The sequence below is a fragment of the Citrobacter cronae genome (assembly GCF_016893685.1).
GTDB classification, from domain to species: domain Bacteria; phylum Pseudomonadota; class Gammaproteobacteria; order Enterobacterales; family Enterobacteriaceae; genus Citrobacter; species Citrobacter werkmanii.
Window position 1 is genome coordinate 682,788 of sequence record NZ_CP069763.1, and the last position, 19,227, is coordinate 702,014.

Annotated in this window: 20 protein-coding genes; 8 read left to right on the forward strand and 12 right to left on the reverse strand. The window is 52.3% G+C overall.

Going from position 1 to position 19,227, the window contains the following annotated elements; translation table 11 throughout:
- Positions 1-85 precede the first annotated feature (85 nt).
- Positions 86-1,339, forward strand: a complete 1,254-nt coding sequence (gene codB, locus JSN25_RS02855; protein ID WP_085048636.1) for a cytosine permease — start codon at positions 86-88, stop codon at positions 1,337-1,339.
- Positions 1,326-2,606, forward strand: a complete 1,281-nt coding sequence (locus JSN25_RS02860; RefSeq protein WP_160955902.1) for a cytosine deaminase — start codon at positions 1,326-1,328, stop codon at positions 2,604-2,606. The genes codB and JSN25_RS02860 overlap by 14 nt, the downstream gene beginning before the upstream one ends.
- A gap of 59 nt (positions 2,607-2,665) precedes the next feature.
- On the opposite strand, the gene nanQ is transcribed toward JSN25_RS02860, so the two are convergent.
- The 5 genes from nanQ to nanR form a co-directional block, all read right to left on the reverse strand.
- Positions 2,666-3,133 (reverse strand): N-acetylneuraminate anomerase, encoded by a 468-nt coding sequence (gene nanQ / locus JSN25_RS02865; protein WP_038642896.1) that lies wholly within the window; start codon positions 3,131-3,133, stop codon positions 2,666-2,668.
- 2 nt (positions 3,134-3,135) lie between these two features.
- Positions 3,136-4,005 carry an N-acetylmannosamine kinase gene (gene nanK, locus JSN25_RS02870; protein ID WP_204525427.1) on the reverse strand — a complete coding sequence of 290 codons (870 nt, stop codon included), beginning with the start codon at positions 4,003-4,005 and terminating at the stop codon, positions 3,136-3,138.
- Positions 4,006-4,111: 106 nt separating this feature from the next.
- The gene (gene nanT / locus JSN25_RS02875; protein WP_038634306.1) at positions 4,112-5,602 is read right to left on the reverse strand and encodes a sialic acid transporter NanT; all 1,491 of its coding nucleotides are present in this window, start codon (positions 5,600-5,602) and stop codon (positions 4,112-4,114) included.
- 109 nt (positions 5,603-5,711) lie between these two features.
- The gene (nanA, locus tag JSN25_RS02880; RefSeq protein WP_110496719.1) at positions 5,712-6,605 is read right to left on the reverse strand and encodes an N-acetylneuraminate lyase; all 894 of its coding nucleotides are present in this window, start codon (positions 6,603-6,605) and stop codon (positions 5,712-5,714) included.
- Between the two features lie 134 nt (positions 6,606-6,739).
- Positions 6,740-7,531, reverse strand: a complete 792-nt coding sequence (nanR, locus tag JSN25_RS02885; protein WP_204525428.1) for a transcriptional regulator NanR — start codon at positions 7,529-7,531, stop codon at positions 6,740-6,742.
- Positions 7,532-7,890: 359 nt separating this feature from the next.
- Between nanR and dcuC the strand changes: the two genes are divergently transcribed.
- The gene (gene dcuC / locus JSN25_RS02890) at positions 7,891-9,258 is read left to right on the forward strand and encodes an anaerobic C4-dicarboxylate transporter DcuC (protein WP_204525429.1); all 1,368 of its coding nucleotides are present in this window, start codon (positions 7,891-7,893) and stop codon (positions 9,256-9,258) included.
- A 55-nt stretch (positions 9,259-9,313) separates the two neighbouring features.
- Here dcuC and sspB read toward each other — a convergent pair whose 3' ends face one another.
- From sspB to zapE, 5 genes are all read right to left on the reverse strand, one after another.
- Positions 9,314-9,817: a ClpXP protease specificity-enhancing factor gene (gene sspB / locus JSN25_RS02895; RefSeq protein ID WP_038634317.1), complete on the reverse strand. Its 504-nt coding sequence runs from the start codon at positions 9,815-9,817 to the stop codon at positions 9,314-9,316.
- A gap of 5 nt (positions 9,818-9,822) precedes the next feature.
- The gene (gene sspA, locus JSN25_RS02900; protein WP_199966671.1) at positions 9,823-10,461 is read right to left on the reverse strand and encodes a stringent starvation protein SspA; all 639 of its coding nucleotides are present in this window, start codon (positions 10,459-10,461) and stop codon (positions 9,823-9,825) included.
- 316 nt (positions 10,462-10,777) lie between these two features.
- On the reverse strand, positions 10,778-11,170 hold the full coding sequence (gene rpsI / locus JSN25_RS02905; protein WP_000829815.1) for a 30S ribosomal protein S9: 393 nt from the start codon (positions 11,168-11,170) through the stop codon (positions 10,778-10,780).
- A 15-nt stretch (positions 11,171-11,185) separates the two neighbouring features.
- Positions 11,186-11,614, reverse strand: a complete 429-nt coding sequence (gene rplM / locus JSN25_RS02910; protein WP_003025141.1) for a 50S ribosomal protein L13 — start codon at positions 11,612-11,614, stop codon at positions 11,186-11,188.
- 215 nt (positions 11,615-11,829) lie between these two features.
- Entirely contained in the window at positions 11,830-12,957 is a 1,128-nt protein-coding gene (gene zapE / locus JSN25_RS02915; protein WP_204525430.1) for a cell division protein ZapE, read from the reverse strand.
- Between the two features lie 192 nt (positions 12,958-13,149).
- On the opposite strand from zapE, the gene zapG reads away from it, so the two are divergent.
- From zapG to degS, 3 genes are all read left to right on the forward strand, one after another.
- Complete coding sequence (gene zapG, locus JSN25_RS02920; protein WP_003025147.1) at positions 13,150-13,548, forward strand: Z-ring associated protein ZapG; 399 nt, start codon at positions 13,150-13,152, stop codon at positions 13,546-13,548.
- Between the two features lie 168 nt (positions 13,549-13,716).
- The gene (gene degQ / locus JSN25_RS02925; protein ID WP_204525431.1) at positions 13,717-15,084 is read left to right on the forward strand and encodes a serine endoprotease DegQ; all 1,368 of its coding nucleotides are present in this window, start codon (positions 13,717-13,719) and stop codon (positions 15,082-15,084) included.
- 89 nt (positions 15,085-15,173) lie between these two features.
- Positions 15,174-16,241: an outer membrane-stress sensor serine endopeptidase DegS gene (gene degS / locus JSN25_RS02930; protein ID WP_137350623.1), complete on the forward strand. Its 1,068-nt coding sequence runs from the start codon at positions 15,174-15,176 to the stop codon at positions 16,239-16,241.
- Between the two features lie 146 nt (positions 16,242-16,387).
- Here degS and mdh read toward each other — a convergent pair whose 3' ends face one another.
- Positions 16,388-17,323, reverse strand: a complete 936-nt coding sequence (gene mdh, locus JSN25_RS02935) for a malate dehydrogenase (protein WP_069324412.1) — start codon at positions 17,321-17,323, stop codon at positions 16,388-16,390.
- Positions 17,324-17,759: 436 nt separating this feature from the next.
- Here mdh and argR point away from each other — a divergent pair, with 436 nt between their 5' ends.
- On the forward strand, positions 17,760-18,230 hold the full coding sequence (gene argR / locus JSN25_RS02940) for a transcriptional regulator ArgR (RefSeq protein ID WP_003025162.1): 471 nt from the start codon (positions 17,760-17,762) through the stop codon (positions 18,228-18,230).
- A gap of 375 nt (positions 18,231-18,605) precedes the next feature.
- Positions 18,606-18,872, forward strand: a complete 267-nt coding sequence (gene yhcN / locus JSN25_RS02945) for a peroxide/acid stress response protein YhcN (protein WP_038634340.1) — start codon at positions 18,606-18,608, stop codon at positions 18,870-18,872.
- A 56-nt stretch (positions 18,873-18,928) separates the two neighbouring features.
- Here the strand turns inward: yhcN and JSN25_RS02950 are convergent, their stop codons facing one another.
- Positions 18,929-19,207, reverse strand: a complete 279-nt coding sequence (locus JSN25_RS02950) for a barstar family protein (RefSeq protein ID WP_038634342.1) — start codon at positions 19,205-19,207, stop codon at positions 18,929-18,931.
- Positions 19,208-19,227: the final 20 nt, after the last annotated feature.

Here is a 19,227-nt window from a genome sequence, read left to right on the forward strand (position 1 = left end):
GTAAACATCACACGAAAACGTTTGCTTTATTCTGAGAACTGTATATTATGCGGCGGATTTTTTGGGCAAAATTCATGGAGGCGTTGTGTCGCAGGACAACAATTATAGCCAGGGCCCCGTCCCTCTGGCGGCGCGGAAAGGCGTGATACCACTAACGTTTGTTATGTTGGGGCTCACATTTTTTTCCGCCAGTATGTGGACCGGTGGCACACTCGGTACCGGTCTTTCTTATAATGATTTCTTCCTCGCAGTTCTCTTCGGTAATCTTCTCCTCGGTATTTACACTGCATTTCTCGGTTTCATCGGAGCAAAAACCGGACTCTCCACCCACCTCCTTGCTCGTTACTCATTTGGCGTGAAAGGTTCCTGGCTTCCTTCACTGCTATTAGGCGGCACCCAGGTAGGCTGGTTTGGCGTGGGTGTAGCCATGTTTGCCATTCCGGTTGGCAAAGCGACGGGGATTGACGTCAATATCCTGATTGCGGTTTCCGGTCTGCTGATGACGATGACTATCTTTTTTGGCATCTCGGCCCTGACCATTTTATCTATCATCGCCGTGCCCGCCATCGTCATTCTTGGCAGCTACTCCGTCTGGCTTGCGGTGAGCGATGTCGGCGGTTTAGACCATTTAAAAGCGATTGCGCCGCAAACGCCGCTTAATTTCTCCACCGCTCTGGCGCTGGTGGTAGGCTCGTTTGTCAGCGCCGGGACGTTAACTGCTGACTTCGTTCGCTTTGGCCGCAATGCCAAAGGCGCGGTGCTGATTGCCATGGTCGCTTTTTTCCTTGGCAACTCGTTGATGTTTATCTTCGGTGCGGCGGGCGCTGCTGCAGTCGGACAAGCAGATATTTCTGACGTGATGATAGCCCAGGGCCTGCTGCTGCCAGCAATTGTGGTGCTCGGCCTGAATATCTGGACCACTAATGACAATGCGCTGTACGCATCGGGTCTGGGATTTGCCAATATTACCGGCCTTTCCAGCCGTACGCTGTCGGTGGCTAACGGCATTATCGGCACACTGTGCGCGCTGTGGCTTTACAATAACTTTGTTGGCTGGCTAACATTTCTGTCGGCAGCGATTCCGCCGATTGGCGGGGTGATTATCGCCGACTATCTGCTGAACCATCGCCGATATGCCGATTTCAGCAAAGCACGATTTATGACCGTCAACTGGATAGCTATTTTGTCCGTTGCGCTGGGCATCGCCGCCGGTCACTATATTCCCGGTATTGTGCCAGTCAACGCCGTACTCGGCGGCGTATTCAGCTATATCCTGCTGAATCCACTTTTCAATCGCAGCCTTGCTAAATCACCAGAGGTCAGCCATGCAGAACAATAACATCACCATCCGTCAGGCGCGTTTACAGGGACGCGAAGGATTATGGCAGCTCACGATTGAAAACGGGCGCTTCAGCCGGATTGAGCCTCAGGACGCAGCTGCGTTACCACAAGGCGAAGTGCTTGATGCCGAGGGTGGTCTGGCAATCCCACCGTTCGTTGAGCCACATATCCATCTGGATACCACGCAAACCGCGGGTGAGCCGAGCTGGAACCAGTCTGGTACGCTGTTTGAGGGTATTGAACGCTGGGCCGAGCGTAAGGCAATGCTGACCCACGAAGACGTAAAAGCGCGCGCGATGCAAACCCTGAAATGGCAGATGGCGAATGGCATCCAGTATGTCCGTACCCACGTTGACGTTTCCGATCCTACGCTAACGGCTTTGAAAGCCATGCTGGAGGTGAAGCAAGAGGTCGCGCCGTGGGTAGAGCTGCAAATTGTCGCATTCCCGCAAGAAGGTATTCTGTCTTATCCCAACGGTGAAGCGCTGTTAGAGGAAGCCGTGCGTTTGGGGGCCGATGTCATCGGCGCGATTCCCCACTTTGAATTTACGCGTGAATATGGCGTGGAGTCGCTGCACAAAATCTTCGCCCTGGCGCAAAAATACGACCGACTTATCGATGTGCACTGCGACGAAATTGACGATGAGCAATCACGCTTTGTTGAAACCGTCGCGGCGCTGGCGCATCGCTACAATATGGGCGAGCGCGTGACTGCCAGTCATACCACGGCAATGCACTCCTATAACGGCGCATATGCTTCCCGTCTTTTCCGCCTGTTGAAAATGTCCGGTATTAACTTTGTCGCCAATCCACTGGTGAATATTCACCTGCAAGGACGCTTTGACACTTATCCTAAACGCCGCGGCGTCACGCGCGTCAAAGAGATGCTGGAAGCGGAGATCAACGTCTGCTTCGGTCATGATGACGTCTTCGATCCGTGGTATCCATTAGGCACGGCAAATATGTTACAGGTGCTGCATATGGGGTTACACGTGTGCCAGCTGATGGGATACGGACAGATAAATGATGGACTGAATCTGATCACTACCCACAGCGCGAAAACCCTGCACCTGCAGGACTATGGCCTGAGCGTGGGGAACACCGCGAATCTGGTGATTTTACCGGCTGAAAATGGATTTGACGCGGTTCGTCGCCAGACGCCTGCGCGGTATTCTATTCGTCATGGGCGAGTCATTGCCGAGACAGTCCCCAGCCAAACCACGCTGCACTTGACGCAGCCGGAAGCGGTGACGTTTAAGCGCTAAATTGTTATATCCCGTGTCGGATGGCCCAACCTTGTCATCCGACACCGTCTCTCTCATCTTCAGGCGTGTAACAAGCTGGCGCGCACCTTAATCACGACTTTTTTGATTTCCCCTGGGTCCCCCACTGCACAACCCGGTTTATGCGGTTCACCCGGCATAAAAATTGCGAATCTTCCCGGCTTTAAGGTGAGCGCCTGCTCATCGGCAATGTGATTGCACAGTTGATAATCGTCCTCAGCATGTATCTCTTCGCACTGGCGAGCAGAATCGGTCATCCCGAACAGAATGCGTTCTTCACCGGACAACAGCACCTGAATATCAATGTACTGCTGATGCAGCTCCGCTTTCTTTTGCTCTGGGCTCTGCGTGACGAACTGCATGACGTTCATAAAAATATTATCGCCCTGCAGCTCATAGCATCCTGGTACTTTCTCCTGCGGCCTTGCCGCAACGGCCAGCGTTAGCGCTTCCTGCAATACCGGATGTAATCCGGAAGAAGGCAGTGAACGCAGCTCATCGGTCATCATCATTATTCTCCCCGGGCCAACAGCGCAGCCCCCAATAATCCAGCGTCATGACGGTAATGCGCTGCCAGTAATTCCACGTGATAGGCCGCTGGCTCTTGTGCCAGATAATGTTCCACCAGCGCCAGATACCCTTCAGCCAGCCCAACGCTGCCGCCAATGACCACGCACTGGCAATCGGTCGTGGCCTTCACATCGGCGACAAGCCTTGCCAATGTTCGCGCTGAGCGATGGATCAACTGGCTTGCCTGCTCATCACCCTGCCCGGCACGGCTAAAAATAGTTTTGGCGTCGCATCCGGCAAGCGCGCCTTCGGCAGCCGCCGCGATCCCACGACCAGATGCGATCGCTTCAACGCAGCCCACACGCCCGCAGCCACACACGGGTCCATGCGGATCGGCCAGCGTATGTCCCAGATGCCCGGCCAGACCGCCGACTCCGGTCAGCAGTTTCCCAACACTCACTACCCCGCCGCCCACGCCGGTGGAAACAGTAATAAACACCATATCGCGATACTCGCCGCCAAGCGCATGATACTCAGCCCACGCCGCGGCCTGCGCATCATTGACCGCCAGCGTCGGCAAACCGGTGAGATCTTTTAGCGTTTGCCGCAGCGGAAAATGCAGCAACCCGCCGAGGTTATGCGGATTCAGCGCCAGCAAAGAACCCTCACGGATAATCCCCGTCGAGGCGATCGCCACCCGCTTCGCCTGCTCTTGTAGTGGCGCAATCAGTGCCTGTAACGCGGCGCGCAGCGCATCCGGCGTTTTGCTGGCAGGCGTTGGCAATTCACGCCGTTCGCGGATTTGCAGACTGCTGTCCACCAGCGCGGCAGCCAGTTTGGTGCCGCCAATATCAATCGCCAGCGTAGTCATGACGCTGCCTTCTGCATCGCGGTGATAAGCTTTTTATCCCACTGCTCAAATAACGACATCGTTCTTCCCTTTCGCTAGTTGCCCGGTTTAGCGCCGGGCGACCCGATTAACTTTTGGATTTCACCATGGTGCTTTTGTCACCGCCGAACGGCACGGCCCCGCTAAATGGCCGACCATCGATGGCATCATGCGTGCGTAACGCTTCAGGGCGCAGCCAGCGCTGTACGCGGGACGGCATATCGAGACCAATCAGCAGGATCACCACAAATGTCAGGCCGAAGGAGAGCGATCCCAGCGCAGTACCCAGATCCAGACGTTGTGCAATCAGCGCGCCGATGATCGGCGCCAGTGCCCCGCCCAGCGCCCCAACGTTGTAGGTGAAGCCCAGACCCGCAGCACGCTGGTCGGTATCGAAATAGCCGCCAATTAATTTCGGTAAGATCCCGGAGATCCCCTGACCGAGCATTTGCTGGAAAAACAGCAGCAAACCGAGTACCCAGACGTTAGAACCACCGATCGCAAACACCGGAATAATCAGCAACTGCGAGGCAAGAAGACTGCAGACATAGGCTTTACGGGTACCCAGCCAGTCGCCAAGAAACCCACCGACGCAGCAACCGACCGCCGCGCCAAAGCCGCTAAAGAAGAGCACTCTGGCAACCGTTGAGGGGTCATACATGAGTTCGGTTTTCAGATACGTGGGCAGCAGCGCCTGAATCGGCCACGAGTAAAGGAAAGCAAACAGCACGACGACCATCAGCATGACGCCCGTGGGCCAACGCTTACCGCTGCTTTGCACCATAAAGCTAATGAAAATAAATGCGCATATCAGTCCGAGAATCGCCACGATAGCCGCATTTTGCAGATTGCCCGCAAAGCAGAACCACAGCGCGGTTGCGGCGGCGAGAGTCATCAGAATATTGATAACCCGATGTTCGCCCCGGTAGAGAATGTCCACCATCGTCCGCACCGGCGCTTTGCCTTCGTGTTTCTCTTTCCAGTCTTCCGCTTCCGGAATATTTTTACGCAGCCAGAGGGCGAAGATAATCGGCAAAATGCCGATAAAGAACAGCGCGCGCCATCCCCAGACCGGAACCACCAGGCTGTAAACCTGGGCGGCGACCACGGCACCAACGGAGAAACCGGAGATCAGGAAACCACTGGCTTTGTTACGCAGGTGTTTAGGCCAGCTTTCAATGACATAGGTGGCGCTGGAACCGTACTCGCCGGCCATCCCCATCCCAATAACCAGGCGGGCGATAAACATGGTGGTGTAACCCGGCGCGAAGCCGCAAGCCAGCGTCCCCACAGAGAACAGTATGATGCTGGTGACCATCGCCAGACGGCGTCCGTAACGGTCGCCCATGGCCCCCAACATTAACCCGCCAAACCAGCGGGAGATAAAGGCGGCTGAGATCAAACTGGCAGCCTGCACCGTCGTCAGACCGAATTCGCCTTGTACTTCCGTCAGCACAAGGGCGATTAACACAAAATCAAAACCATCAAGTAAATATCCCAGCCAGGCGGCGGAAAATGCCCGCCATTGCGCCCGATTGAGATGGCGATACCACGGGATGCTCTGGGTAGAAGTACTCATTTTACTCTCCCGACGATTTTTGTTGTTGTGCCGGATAGCGGCTTTGCCTTATCCGGCCTACGGTCGAAAATCCAGGCCGGGCGAGCGAAGCGTCCCCGGCGACCCGCGATTACGCCTTTTCCGCCAGCAGTTGGTTAGCCAGCGCTTTCAGTTCCGGCAGATAGCGTTCATCTACCGGGGCAAACGGCTTACGACACAGCGGAACAGAAACTACGTCCATATAGTGCAGTACCGTTTTCAGGCCACGGAACACGCCAACCTTAATGAGCAGATCGATAACCTTATTGCATTCAGTTTGCAGCTTTTGTGCCGTCCGGATATCGCCTTCTTTGAGCGCTTTCACAATTCCCTGATAACGCCATCCCATGATGTTGTAAGTGCTACCGATACCGCCATCTGCGCCCGCCAGCAAACCAGAAGCGAAAATCTCGTCATAACCGTTATAAAGCACCAGATCGGGATGAGCGCGGCGGATCTGTTCCATCTGATAGAGATCGCCGGAAGTTTGCTTCAGCGCGCCAACGCCAGGTAGCGTCACCAGCGTGTTGATCTGATCCAGCGTCAGTTTTACGCCGCTCAGCGCCGGGATGTTATAGACCACCATCGGCAATCCATTCGCTGAATCAATAATTGCGCGGTAATGATCGCAGTGCTCTTCGAAGCTGAACGGATAGTAAAACGGCGTGACGGCTGAAACCGCATCAAAGCCGTAGCGATACGCGGCGCTCGCCAGCTGCTGGCTCTCTTCGGTGCTCACCGTGCCAACGTGGGCGATAAGCGTCACCTTGCCTTTCGCTTCTTCGGCAACAATTTCCAGCACCTGCTCTCTTTCAACGCGATTTTGGACAAAGGCCTCGCCCGTAGAGCCACCGACATAGAGCCCATCAATACCCTGGCCAATGTTGAAACGCACCAGCCGGCGCAGGCTCTCAACATCCAGCCGCTGTTGGTTATCGAATGGGGTTAACAACGCTGGCATTACGCCTTTTAGATCTCTTGCCATAACTACCTCTGTCGATGATTAGTGTTATCTTACTGCATACCTTTATACCTGTTATACCAGATCAAATAAGCAGCAATACAATACAGAACGCTTATAGTGCGATCTGCTTCACTAAAAGATCGTCAGGATCGCGATCACTTACACAATTTTTTATTTTTGCTGAAGGCGTGCCAGGTTGCGGAAACGCTGTTGAGGTGTTCTTGCAGTGCGCGGTCAGCTTCTTCAGGATCGCGCTGGCGAATTGCGTCGACAATGGCGATATGCTGCTGATAACTCACGTTGTTGTGCTCATACAACTCTTGATCGGCAACGGTCGGGCGGGCAGCAATCAGCCAGTCTAACAGCGCAACATGGATCGCCATAAAGATGGGATTGCCCGGGATCTCCGCCAGTACGCGGTGAAAATCAACGTCCGAGCGAATGAACAGCGTATTGTCATCCAGCGACTGGCTGTTGATCTCCAGTGCTTTCGCCAGTCTGTCGATTTGCTCGTCAGTAGCATGTTCTGCGGCATATCGTACCAGGCTGGATTCAAAGAACAGTCGCAACTGCTCGAAGTGGGCTATGCCGCCGGGATGCGCGAGGAAATCTTTGGCCATACCGGAGAGCTCGCTGATAATGGTATCAGCCGAAGGACGCGAAACGCGGGCGCGCTCGCCGTTGTTGATTTGTACCAGGCCTTTGCGTTTTAACGCTGCCAGCGCTTCTCGTACAGAAGGACGGCCCACGTTAAAGAAGGCCATCAGCTCCCGCTCAGACGGCAGTTGTTCCCCCTCGCCAAATTCCCGACGACGGATCATCTGCTCCAGTTCTTCTTCAACCATCTCAGACAGTTTTTTACGCGCCAGCGGGCGATTGCGTAAGCTACGGCCAATGGTGGATGGAGAGTCTTCAGCTTGCGAATCAAATGCGTTCATAGGGTCCATTCAGCTAAGTCGTGGTGACAAACAACAGCGGGTTTATCCTAACACAGGATCGAAAGCAGGGTGAAATGATGGTCATCCAGACAGTCTGGCTTATGAATAATATATTTAATATTAATATTATATTTCGCTTAAACATGCTGATTATCTTTAATTAAACAAGACCATATCAGCTTCGTGAAATTTATGAATATGAACGTGATAATTTATCATAACCAACTATTTTATAACGAAAAATAAATTAACCATTGCATTAAAAATAAGATATCCACTCCATAAAAAGTGCCCAGAAAAATATAACATCCATTTTGACAACAGCATTATTACCGGATTTATCATCTTCCCTGGCATGGAGTGAAACAATGTTCGGCATTATTATCTCTGTCATCGTTTTATTAACGATGGGTTACTTGATCCTCAAAAACTACAAACCCCAGGTCGTGCTGGCCGCAGCCGGGATCTTCCTGATGATCTGCGGCGTCTGGCTGGGTTACGGCATGCTGGTCGCTGACGATAAAAGTAGCGGCTATCTCCTGGTCGATATTTACAACGAAATTCTGCGTATGCTCTCAAATCGGGCGGCAGGGCTGGGGTTATCCATCATGGCGGTGGGCGGTTATGCCCGTTATATGGACAGGATGGGGGCCAGCAGAGCGATGGTTAGCCTGTTAAGCCGACCGCTGAAGCTAATCCGTTCCCCCTATGTCGTGCTGGCCGCCACCTATGTGATTGGTCAGATCATGGCGCAGTTCATTACCAGCGCTTCCGGGTTAGGCATGCTGCTGATGGTGACGCTTTTCCCAACGCTGGTCAGTCTTGGCGTGAGTCGATTATCCGCGGTTGCGGTCATTGCTACCTCGATGTCGATTGAATGGGGCATTCTGGAAACCAACTCTATTTTTGCCGCGCAGGTCGCGGGCATGAAAATCGCCACCTACTTCTTCCATTATCAGCTCCCCGTCGCCTCATGCGTTATTGTCGCTGTCGCCATTGCGCATTTTTTCGTACAGCGCCGATTCGATAAAAAAACGTTACCGGAAAACAACGGGTTCGCTGAGCAAAAGACGCTGGAAGATGTGCCCCCGCTGTATTACGCCATTTTACCGGTGATGCCGCTGCTCCTGATGCTGGGTTCACTGTTGCTGGCACATATGGGATTAATGCAGGCAGAGCTGAATCTGGTGGTGGTGATGCTCATGAGCATGACGCTGACCATGTTTGTCGAATTCCTGCATAAACATAATCTGCGCGAAACAATGGATGATGTGCAGGCTTTTTTTGACGGCATGGGGACGCAGTTTGCCAACGTTGTCACACTGGTGGTCGCCGGTGAGATCTTTGCCAAAGGGTTGACGACTATCGGCACAGTGGACGCCGTGATTAAAGGCGCGGAACATTCCGGCCTGGGCGGCATCGGCGTGATGATCATCATGGCCGTGGTCATCGCCGCCTGCGCGATCGTCATGGGATCAGGCAACGCACCGTTTATGTCTTTTGCCAGCCTGATCCCGGATATTGCCGCCGGGCTGCATATTCCGGCAGTGGTGATGATTATGCCGATGCATTTTGCCACTACGCTGGCGCGCGCGGTATCACCCATTACCGCGGTGATTGTCGTAACTTCAGGGATTGCCGGCGTATCGCCCTTTGAGGTGGTAAAGCGCACCGCTATTCCGATGGCAGTGGGGTTTGTGGTGAATATGATAGTCACCATCGCGCTGTTTTATTGATTGCGGAGCCAGAAAACAGAACAGGCCCGAAAGGGCCTGTTTTTTATTTCACTATTTACTTCACTACGCGTAGCGCTGGGCGCCCGCCGCGAGGCGGCGGCGGAGTGTCATCCGGATCGTTGTCGTCGCTGTTGTCAGGCTTATCGCCATCAATGACCGACATAACCGTTTCACTCTCAAAACCAGACGCTTCGTTGTCGTCATCATTTAAGCTGGCGACATCTTCGTCGTAGGCGGCTTCCGGTTCAAACATCGTACCGGCGCCGTTTTCACGAGCATAAATAGCCAGAACCGCAGCCAGCGGGACGGAAACCTGACGCGGCACACCACCGAAGCGCGCGTTAAAGCGTACTTCGTCGTTTGCCAGTTCCAGGTTCCCCACCGCGCGCGGTGCAATATTCAGAACTATTTGCCCGTCACGTGCGTATTCCATCGGAACCTGCACGTCCTGGAGCGTCACATCCACCACCAGATGCGGCGTGAGCTGGTTGTCTAACAACCACTCATAGAATGCGCGCAGCAGATACGGACGGCGTGGTGTTAGCTGTGGCAAATCCATACAGGTTAACCCCGGCCCAGACGCATTTCACGTTCAGGCTCAGTCAGAGAAGCCAGGAAAGAATCACGTTCAAAGACGCGAGTCATATAACCTTTCAGTTCTTTCGAACCGGCACCGTTGAATTCAATACCCAACTGCGGTAAACGCCACAGCAGCGGCGCCAGGTAGCAGTCTACCAGGCTGAACTCATCGCTCAGGAAGTAAGGTTTCTGACCGAATACTGGCGCAATTGCCAGCAGCTCTTCGCGCAGGCGCTTACGCGCGACCTCGGCTTCAGAAGCGGAACCGCTCACGATGACGTTCATCAGCGTGTACCAGTCTTTTTCGATACGCTGCATGTACAGGCGGCTTTCACCACGCGCAACCGGGTAAACCGGCATCAGCGGCGGATGCGGGAAGCGCTCATCCAGGTATTCCATAATGATGCGAGATTCCCACAGGGTCAGCTCACGATCCACCAGTGTCGGTACGCTCTGATTCGGGTTGAGGTCGATCAGATCCTGAGGTGGATTGTCCTTCTCCACGTGCTCAATCTCGAAACTAACACCTTTTTCAGCCAGCACGATGCGGACCTGATGGCTATAGATGTCAGTAGGACCAGAAAACAGCGTCATTACCGAACGTTTGTTGGCAGCGACAGCCATGAAAACCTCCAGGTATATTCAGAATTTTTACTGCTACCAGCCACTCAGTGACCAGCCAGAAGTGATGTCACCCAGACTCAGGAAAGCCATTACTGTTTAAAATACAAACAAAAAATGAGCGATACCTGACATTTGGGCAGAAAATTGGATGATAGTTTACCAGATTTTGTGACCTTTGTGGTGAGTCGATTCTTGAAATGGGAAAAAAGAGGTGGCAATCAGCGGATTACCGTGGTTCAAGGGAGAGAAATAGTGATAAAAAAACCCGCCGAAGCGGGTTTTTTCGCAAATTGTTGTCTGCCAAAGCAGAAAGCAATTAACGTTTGGAGAACTGCGGACGACGACGTGCTTTACGCAGACCGACTTTCTTACGTTCAACCTGACGAGCATCACGGGTAACGAAGCCAGCTTTACGCAGTTCGCCACGCAGGGATTCGTCGTACTCCATCAGAGCGCGGGTGATACCGTGACGGATCGCACCAGCCTGACCAGAGATACCACCACCTTTAACAGTGATGTACAGATCCAGTTTCTCAACCATGTCGACCAGTTCCAGCGGCTGACGAACTACCATGCGGGCAGTTTCACGACCGAAGTACTGTTCCAGAGAACGTTGGTTGATTACGATTTTACCGTTGCCCGGTTTGATGAAAACGCGAGCTGCGGAACTTTTGCGGCGACCAGTGCCGTAGTATTGATTTTCAGCCATTGCCTATAATCCCGATTAGATGTCAAGAACTTGCGGTTGCTGTGCCGCGTGGTTGTGCTCGTTGCCAGCGTAAACTTTCAGTTTACGGAACATAGCACGACCCAGAGGGCCTTTTGGCAGCATGCCTTTAACCGCGATTTCAAGCACACGCTCAGGACGACGAGCGATCATCTCTTCAAAGGTCGCTTGCTTGATACCACCGATGTGGCCGGTGTGGTGATAGTACACTTTGTCAGTACGCTTGTTGCCAGTTACAGCAACTTTGTCAGCGTTCAGAACGATGATGTAATCACCGGTATCTACGTGCGGAGTGTATTCCGCTTTGTGCTTACCGCGCAGGCGCAGAGCCAGTTCGGAAGCCAGACGACCCAGAGTCTTACCGGTCGCGTCAACAACATACCAGTCGCGTTTTACGGTTTCTGGTTTAGCTGTAAAAGTTTTCATTAAAAGCTTACCCAAATAAATAAGTTACACGTAGGTGTTCACCCAAACGTTTTAGTCAGTTGAGGTTCACACGACAAAGTCCGGCAAACCTACCCCTTCGAATAGCCTATGCCGGCGAGAAAGTTTTGGGAAAAAACTCTCTTGTAACGTGGGGTCGCAAGATTATAGAGAAGTCAGGGTCAAAGATCGACCCCTTTATGTGATTTGCGGCAGGTTTAACCGGCTAAATGTTCCCGCTTCAGGTACTCCTCGCTTTGCATCTCCTGCAAACGCGACAAACAACGCTGAAATTCAAACTTCAGACGCTCGCCCTGGTAGATCTCATATAAGGGAGATGCCGCACTCACCACCAGCTTGACGTGGCGTTCGTAGAACTCATCCACCAGCGCGATAAAGCGCCGCGCTTCGCTTTCCATCAGCATCGTCATGACCGGCACATCAAACAACAGCACCGTGTGGAACAGACGCGACAGCGCAATATAGTCATGCTGACTGCGAGCATCGACGCAGAGCGTGGTGAATGACACAGCCAGCGTTTGGTTTTCTACGGCCAGCGTCTGCATCGGACGATGGTTAATCTCCAGCGTCGGCGCATGTTCACCTTTGGTTCCCGCTAATGCCAGCCACAGCTTATCCATCTGCTGGCGGGTTTCATCATTCAGTGGCGACAACCACAAATGCGCCTGCGTTAAGGTGCGCAGACGATAATCGACGCCGACATCGACATTCATGATGTCACAATGCTGCTTGATGGCATCAATGGCAGGAAGAAAACGCGTGCGTTGCAAACCGTTACGATACAGTTCGTCAGGCGGAATATTCGAGGTCGCCACCAGCGTGATGCCTCGGGCAAACAGCGCCTTCATTAAGCCGCCAAGCAGCATGGCGTCGGTGATATCAGAAACAAAAAATTCGTCAAAGCACAGCACGTCCGTTTCGGCCTTAAAGCGGTCGGCAATGATTTCCAGCGGATCGCTATGCCCCTGCAGGGCGGTAAGCTCTTCATGGACGCGCAGCATAAAACGGTGAAAGTGCAAACGCTGTTTACGCCCCCCGGGCAGACTATGGTAGAACAGATCCATCAGCCAGGTCTTTCCACGTCCGACTCCACCCCACATATACAAACCACGCACCGGCGGGTTGGTCGGCGACTCACGCTTGCCCAGCAATTTGCCAAACCGCGCCATCAGACCACTCTCCTGCGGCGCAGGTCGAGCTGGCGTCGTTAGCGCCTGGAAAATGGTTTCCAGTCGATTCACGGCTTCTTGTTGTACGCTGTCGGGCTGATGAGTGCCCTCTTTAAGGGCTTGCTGGTAACGCGATGTCGGGGAAAGGCTTTGCATGATGTTATTGTTATTCCTTGAGAATCGATGTGCCGTCGCTCACGGTTGACGAAAAAAAGGCCGTTCTACATTACGTGATATAAACACGGGATTCCACTTCTACGGGATTAGCGGTTATAGTGGCATAATCAGGCGCAGGCATGGAGCCTAAAGCCAACACCCTACGGAAACACAAGACAACGGGAGATGTTCATGACCTGGGAATATGCGCTAATTGGGTTAGTCGTCGGTATCATTATTGGTGCTGTAGCCATGCGTTTTGGTAATCGTAAATTACGCCAACAGCAGGCATTGCAGTACGAACTGGAAAAAAATAAAGCTGAGCTGGAAGAGTACCGCGAAGAGCTGGTGAGCCACTTTGCCCGCAGCGCTGAATTGCTGGATAACATGGCGGACGATTATCGTCAGATCTACCAGCATATGGCGAAAAGCTCGAGCAACCTGCTGCCAGGTATGTCGCCGGAAAACAACCCGTTCCGTAATCGTCTGGCAGAGTCCGAAGCTGGCAACGATCAGGCACCGGTTCAGATGCCGCGTGACTATTCTGAAGGGGCCTCCGGCCTGCTGCGTAGTGGCGCAAAGCGCGACTAAACGCACATCATTAAGAAATTTATTGGGCGCAGTAATTGCGCCCTCCGCTTCTCTTCCCGTCCCAGCTATTATTTAGTCGTTAGCCTCATTGTGACCAAACCGAAAATTCAATAACATCAAACTGTTTTGAATCATCTTCCGTTTACTCAAGGTACGAGAGCAGGATCCATGAAAAAACAAACCCAGCTGTTGAGTGCATTAGCGTTAAGTGTCGGGTTAACTCTCTCGGCGCCATTCCCGGCCGTTGCGTCGATTCCCGGCCAGGTTCCCGGTCAGGCTGCGCTTCCCAGCCTCGCCCCGATGCTGGAAAAAGTGTTGCCTGCCGTGGTGAGCGTTAGGGTCGAAGGCACCGCAGTCCAAGGACAGAAAGTCCCGGAAGAGTTTAAAAAGTTTTTTGGTGATGAGCTTCCCGACCAACCTTCACAACCTTTTGAAGGGCTGGGCTCAGGGGTCATTATTGATGCCGCAAAAGGCTACGTCCTGACCAATAACCACGTCATTAATCAGGCGCAAAAAATCAGCGTTCAGCTTAACGATGGCCGAGAGTTCGACGCGAAGCTGATCGGCAGTGACGATCAGAGCGATATCGCCCTGCTGCAAATTCAACACCCCAGTAACCTGACGCAAATCACCATTGCCGACTCCGACAAACTCCGCGTGGGTGATTTCGCGGTAGCCGTGGGTAACCCGTTCGGTCTCGGGCAAACCGCCACTTCCGGCATTGTATCGGCGTTGGGTCGCAGCGGTCTGAACCTGGAGGGTCTGGAGAACTTTATTCAGACCGACGCCTCTATCAACCGGGGAAACTCCGGCGGCGCGTTACTTAACCTCAACGGTGAGTTGATTGGCATTAACACCGCGATTCTGGCGCCCGGCGGCGGCAGCATCGGCATTGGCTTTGCGATTCCGAGCAACATGGCGCGCACGCTGGCGCAACAGTTGATGCAGTTTGGCGAAATCAAACGCGGTCTGTTAGGGATTAAAGGTACCGAAATGACCGCCGACATCGCCAAAGCGTTCAATCTGAATGTGCAACGCGGCGCGTTTGTCAGCGAGGTTCTGCCTAACTCAGGTTCTGCCAAGGCGGGGGTGAAATCCGGTGACGTCATTACCAGTCTCAACGATAAACCACTCAGCAGCTTTGCCGAACTGCGTTCACGCATTGCGACAACTGAACCAGGAACCAAGGTCAAACTGGGGCTACTGCGTAACGGTAAACCGCTGGAGGTTGAAGTCACCCTTGATACCAGCACGTCATCGTCCGCCAGCGCAGAAATGATCGCCCCTGCGTTGCAAGGCGCTACGCTCAGCGATGGTCAGTTAAAAGATGGCACCAAAGGCATCAAAATTGATAACGTTGAAAAAAGTAGCCCAGCCGCGCAGGCCGGTCTGCATAAAGATGACTTTATCATTGGCGTTAACCGCGATCGCGTAAACTCGATTGCCGAAATGCGTAAGGTGCTGGAAACGAAGCCGTCGATCATTGCTCTGCAAGTGGTTCGCGGTAACGAGAGTATTTACCTGCTCCTGCGTTAACGCATTAAACCGGACATCCCCTCCCCGTGTGATGTCCGGTAAACTCGTGATATGCTGCTGCCGTTCCCTTTTTTAATGACGCCGCCATCATGTTTGTGAAGCTTTTACGTTCGGTCGCGATTGGTTTAATCGTCGGCGCCATTCTGCTGGCGGCGATGCCCTCTCTGCGCAAAATTAATACTCTTTCCACACCGCAGTTCGACAGTGCAGATGAAACGCCCGCCAGCTATAACCCCGCGGTTCGCCGTGCTGCACCTGCCGTCGTTAACGTTTATAACCGCAGTATGAACAGCACTGCGCATAACCAGCTTGAGATCCGTACGCTCGGCTCAGGCGTTATCATGGATCAGCGCGGCTATATCATTACCAATAAGCACGTCATTAATGATGCTGACCAAATCATCGTCGCATTACAGGATGGACGTGTATTTGAAGCGCTGCTCGTGGGCTCTGATACGTTAACCGACCTTGCGGTGCTGAAAATCAATGCGACTGGCGGACTGCCGACAATCCCCATTAATAACAAGCGCGTGCCGCACATTGGCGATGTGGTGCTCGCCATCGGTAACCCGTACAACCTTGGGCAAACCATTACCCAGGGGATCATTAGCGCCACCGGCCGTATTGGGCTAAACCCGACAGGACGCCAAAACTTCCTGCAAACGGATGCCTCCATCAACCACGGTAACTCCGGCGGTGCGCTGGTCAACTCATTGGGTGAACTGATGGGCATTAATACGCTGTCATTTGATAAGAGTAACGACGGCGAAACCCCGGAAGGTATTGGCTTTGCCATTCCGTTTCAGTTGGCAACCAAAATTATGGATAAGCTGATTCGTGACGGGCGCGTGATTCGCGGCTATATCGGCATCAGCGGTCGTGAAATTGCGCCACTGCACGCGCAAGGCAGCGGGATGGATCAAATTCAGGGGATAGTGGTTAACGAAGTGGCTCCGGACGGTCCGGCAGCCCAGGCAGGTATTCAGGTCAACGATCTGATCATTTCGGTCAATAATAAACCGGCAGTATCCGCTCTTGAGACCATGGATCAGGTGGCCGAAATTCGCCCAGGTTCAGTCATCTCAGTCGTCGTGATGCGCGATGACAAACAGCTGACGCTGCAGGTGACGATTCAGGAATACCCGGCCACCAACTAACGTCACGTCCTGGCTGCCTACTTACCATGAAAAACCGGAGCACATTGGCTCCGGTTTTTATTAGGCGATATCGTAGAGAGTTAGCACGTAATGCCTGATAGCGCGCAGCTTTCAGGCCTACAAATACACGCTGGCCTCTCTTCGCGTTACTTAACGAATTCTTCGCCCAGAGTAATATCTTTCTTCAGCGTGTCCAGCATGCCTTCCAGCGCGCTTTGCTCAAACGCGCTCAGCTTACCGATGGACTGACGCTCTTCTACGCCGTTTTTGCCCAGCAGCAACGGCTGAGAGAAGAAGCGAGCATACTGGCCGTCGCCTTCAACGTAAGCACATTCAACCACGCCTTTTTCGCCACTCAGTGCGCGAACCAGTGACAGGCCGAAACGTGCTGCGGCCTGACCCATAGACAGGGTAGCAGATCCGCCACCGGCTTTAGCTTCCACAACTTCAGTACCCGCGTTCTGGATACGTTTGGTCAGGTCAGCCACTTCTTGCTCGGTGAAGCTCACACCAGGAATTTGTGACAGCAATGGCAGAATGGTCACGCCAGAGTGGCCGCCAATAACCGGGACTTCAACGTCGCCAGGCTGTTTGCCTTTCAGTTCCGCAACAAAGGTATTGGAGCGGATAATGTCCAGCGTGGTCACGCCAAACAGTTTGTTCTTATCGTATACGCCTGCTTTTTTCAGCACTTCTGCAGCGATAGCAACGGTCGTGTTTACCGGGTTGGTGATGATACCGATACATGCTTTCGGACAGGTTTTAGCAACCTGCTGCACCAGGTTTTTCACGATACCGGCGTTGACGTTGAACAGGTCGGAACGATCCATACCCGGTTTACGCGCGACGCCCGCAGAGATCAGTACCACATCAGCACCTTCCAGTGCAGGGGTAGCGTCTTCGCCGCTGAAGCCTTTGATTTTCACAGCAGTAGGGATATGGCTCAAATCAACGGCCACACCAGGCGTTACTGGAGCGATGTCATACAGGGAGAGTTCTGAACCTGAAGGCAGTTGGGTTTTTAACAGTAATGCTAGCGCCTGACCGATACCACCAGCAGCGCCGAGGACTGCAACTTTCATCCTAAACTCCTTATTATATTGATAAGCAAAGTGTCTATTGCTCCGCGGCGGCGACCTTAATTCACAAATCCAACGAATACAACAACCACGCGTCAAGAATGCGTAGTCACGCAAATTTGGCTTTTATGCATTTAACTTACGTAAAATAAAACCTAAGTTACGTAATTCAAAACCACCCGCACAGTAGAGCAACTTTCCAACAGGTGCTGACAATATACCCTACCCACCTCTCAAAACAACATCAATTTGATAACAATTAATTTACTTTTAACCTTATTTGCGAGCCGTGACACAGGCATGTTTCTTGATAACGAAATTTGATAAAATTCCGCTCTTTCATAACATTATTTCAGCCTTTACCAGGGCAGACCGTTTGCATAAAAATTCATCTGTATGCACAATAATGTTGATTCTACCGCCATATTACGGGTGACTTATGCGAAGCTCGGCAAAACAAGAAGAATTAGTGAAGGCGTTTAAAGCGCTACTTAAAGAAGAAAAGTTCAGCTCTCAGGGCGAAATCGTCCTCGCCTTGCAGGATCAGGGCTTTGATAATATCAATCAGTCCAAGGTTTCACGCATGCTGACCAAGTTTGGCGCCGTGCGTACACGCAATGCGAAAATGGAAATGGTGTACTGCCTGCCGGCAGAGTTGGGGGTGCCGACAACCTCCAGCCCGCTGAAGAATTTGGTACTAGATATCGACTACAACGATGCGGTCGTGGTTATTCACACCAGCCCCGGCGCCGCCCAGTTGATTGCCCGCCTGTTGGATTCGTTGGGTAAAGCGGAAGGTATTTTGGGAACGATTGCCGGTGACGATACCATCTTCACCACGCCAGCCAAGGGTTTTACGGTAAAAGATCTGTACGAAGCCATTCTGGAGCTGTTCGAACAAGAACTGTAATACCTCCTTCCCCGTCGTCTCCCGGCGGGGAAAAACCTCTGCTTCCCCCTCTTGGTTCTATTTTCCACTGCCATTCATTTAACAAATGGTGCGTTTAACCGCTAAAATTCGTTCACATAGTGAATATGAAGGCTGAAAAACGCACATTTTGCAAAATACAGTATCTCATTGATTTTACTTAATTTAATTCTATATGAATGTTAAAAACGCCAGTTTTAATTCCTTTAAGTTATAAAAAATAATCTTCTTAAAACGTAATAACCATAGAAACAATTAGCGTGGTATTAATTTATCGCGTTATTAGTGTATACTTGATTTTGTGATGAGGGTCACGAAACAAGACCCACAATAAAAGAATTCGACGAGGTAAATATCATGAAAATCAAAACTACTGTTGCAACTTTAAGTCTTCTTTCTGTTCTCTCCTTCGGTGCAAGCGCCGCGGTTACTCAGGTGAACTCACAAGAAGCACAGAACCTGCAATCCATGGGTAGCATCTCTGTATCTCAGATCGGTAGTTCACCAATGGATATGCGTCAGGCTATCGCCGCTAAAGCTGAAAAAGCGGGTGCCAGCAGCTATCGCGTCACCGAACTCCGTGAAGGTGCTCACTGGCACGCGACTGCAGAACTGTACAAATAAACCCTCGTCGTCTAAACCGACGACTTGCCCCCGCCTGCCGGGGGCTTTTTTGTACCTTACATTGAGTGACGAACATTAAAACGCAACTGCCCTTCCAGCTCTTCTTCCGCTTCATCGAACAGTAATATTAATGCGCCATATCGCCTGCGTAGTTTGTCCGGCAAATGGACAAATTCAATCTCCACCGGCAGCGGCAAGACATCTCCGGTAACGACCTCCCACAGAGAATCTAAATCAACCACTTTTTCCCGGGTCAGACCAAATGCGCGCGTGAACTCGCGGTAGAAATCACCCTGGTCTTCTATCTCGTCAAAATCAAACGTATAGATGTTCATCTATAGCCACCATCCCGACG

What these genes read in the sequence shown, in the direction of transcription:
- nanA (WP_110496719.1), bottom strand. Translation starts at nt 6,605, where the DNA reads ATGGCAAGAGATCTAAAAGGCGTAATGCCAGCGTTGTTAACCCCATTC.
- JSN25_RS02950 (WP_038634342.1), bottom strand. Translation starts at nt 19,207, where the DNA reads ATGAACATCTATACGTTTGATTTTGACGAGATAGAAGACCAGGGTGAT.
- argR (WP_003025162.1), top strand. Translation starts at nt 17,760, where the DNA reads ATGCGAAGCTCGGCAAAACAAGAAGAATTAGTGAAGGCGTTTAAAGCG.
- nanR (WP_204525428.1), bottom strand. Translation starts at nt 7,531, where the DNA reads ATGGACCCTATGAACGCATTTGATTCGCAAGCTGAAGACTCTCCATCC.
- sspB (WP_038634317.1), bottom strand. Translation starts at nt 9,817, where the DNA reads ATGGATTTGCCACAGCTAACACCACGCCGTCCGTATCTGCTGCGCGCA.
- rpsI (WP_000829815.1), bottom strand. Translation starts at nt 11,170, where the DNA reads ATGGCTGAAAATCAATACTACGGCACTGGTCGCCGCAAAAGTTCCGCA.
- nanT (WP_038634306.1), bottom strand. Translation starts at nt 5,602, where the DNA reads ATGAGTACTTCTACCCAGAGCATCCCGTGGTATCGCCATCTCAATCGG.
- sspA (WP_199966671.1), bottom strand. Translation starts at nt 10,461, where the DNA reads ATGGCTGTCGCTGCCAACAAACGTTCGGTAATGACGCTGTTTTCTGGT.
- nanK (WP_204525427.1), bottom strand. Translation starts at nt 4,005, where the DNA reads ATGACTACGCTGGCGATTGATATTGGCGGCACCAAACTGGCTGCCGCG.
- degQ (WP_204525431.1), top strand. Translation starts at nt 13,717, where the DNA reads ATGAAAAAACAAACCCAGCTGTTGAGTGCATTAGCGTTAAGTGTCGGG.
- rplM (WP_003025141.1), bottom strand. Translation starts at nt 11,614, where the DNA reads ATGAAAACTTTTACAGCTAAACCAGAAACCGTAAAACGCGACTGGTAT.
- degS (WP_137350623.1), top strand. Translation starts at nt 15,174, where the DNA reads ATGTTTGTGAAGCTTTTACGTTCGGTCGCGATTGGTTTAATCGTCGGC.
- mdh (WP_069324412.1), bottom strand. Translation starts at nt 17,323, where the DNA reads ATGAAAGTTGCAGTCCTCGGCGCTGCTGGTGGTATCGGTCAGGCGCTA.
- JSN25_RS02860 (WP_160955902.1), top strand. Translation starts at nt 1,326, where the DNA reads ATGCAGAACAATAACATCACCATCCGTCAGGCGCGTTTACAGGGACGC.
- zapE (WP_204525430.1), bottom strand. Translation starts at nt 12,957, where the DNA reads ATGCAAAGCCTTTCCCCGACATCGCGTTACCAGCAAGCCCTTAAAGAG.
- zapG (WP_003025147.1), top strand. Translation starts at nt 13,150, where the DNA reads ATGACCTGGGAATATGCGCTAATTGGGTTAGTCGTCGGTATCATTATT.
- nanQ (WP_038642896.1), bottom strand. Translation starts at nt 3,133, where the DNA reads ATGATGACCGATGAGCTGCGTTCACTGCCTTCTTCCGGATTACATCCG.
- dcuC (WP_204525429.1), top strand. Translation starts at nt 7,891, where the DNA reads ATGTTCGGCATTATTATCTCTGTCATCGTTTTATTAACGATGGGTTAC.
- yhcN (WP_038634340.1), top strand. Translation starts at nt 18,606, where the DNA reads ATGAAAATCAAAACTACTGTTGCAACTTTAAGTCTTCTTTCTGTTCTC.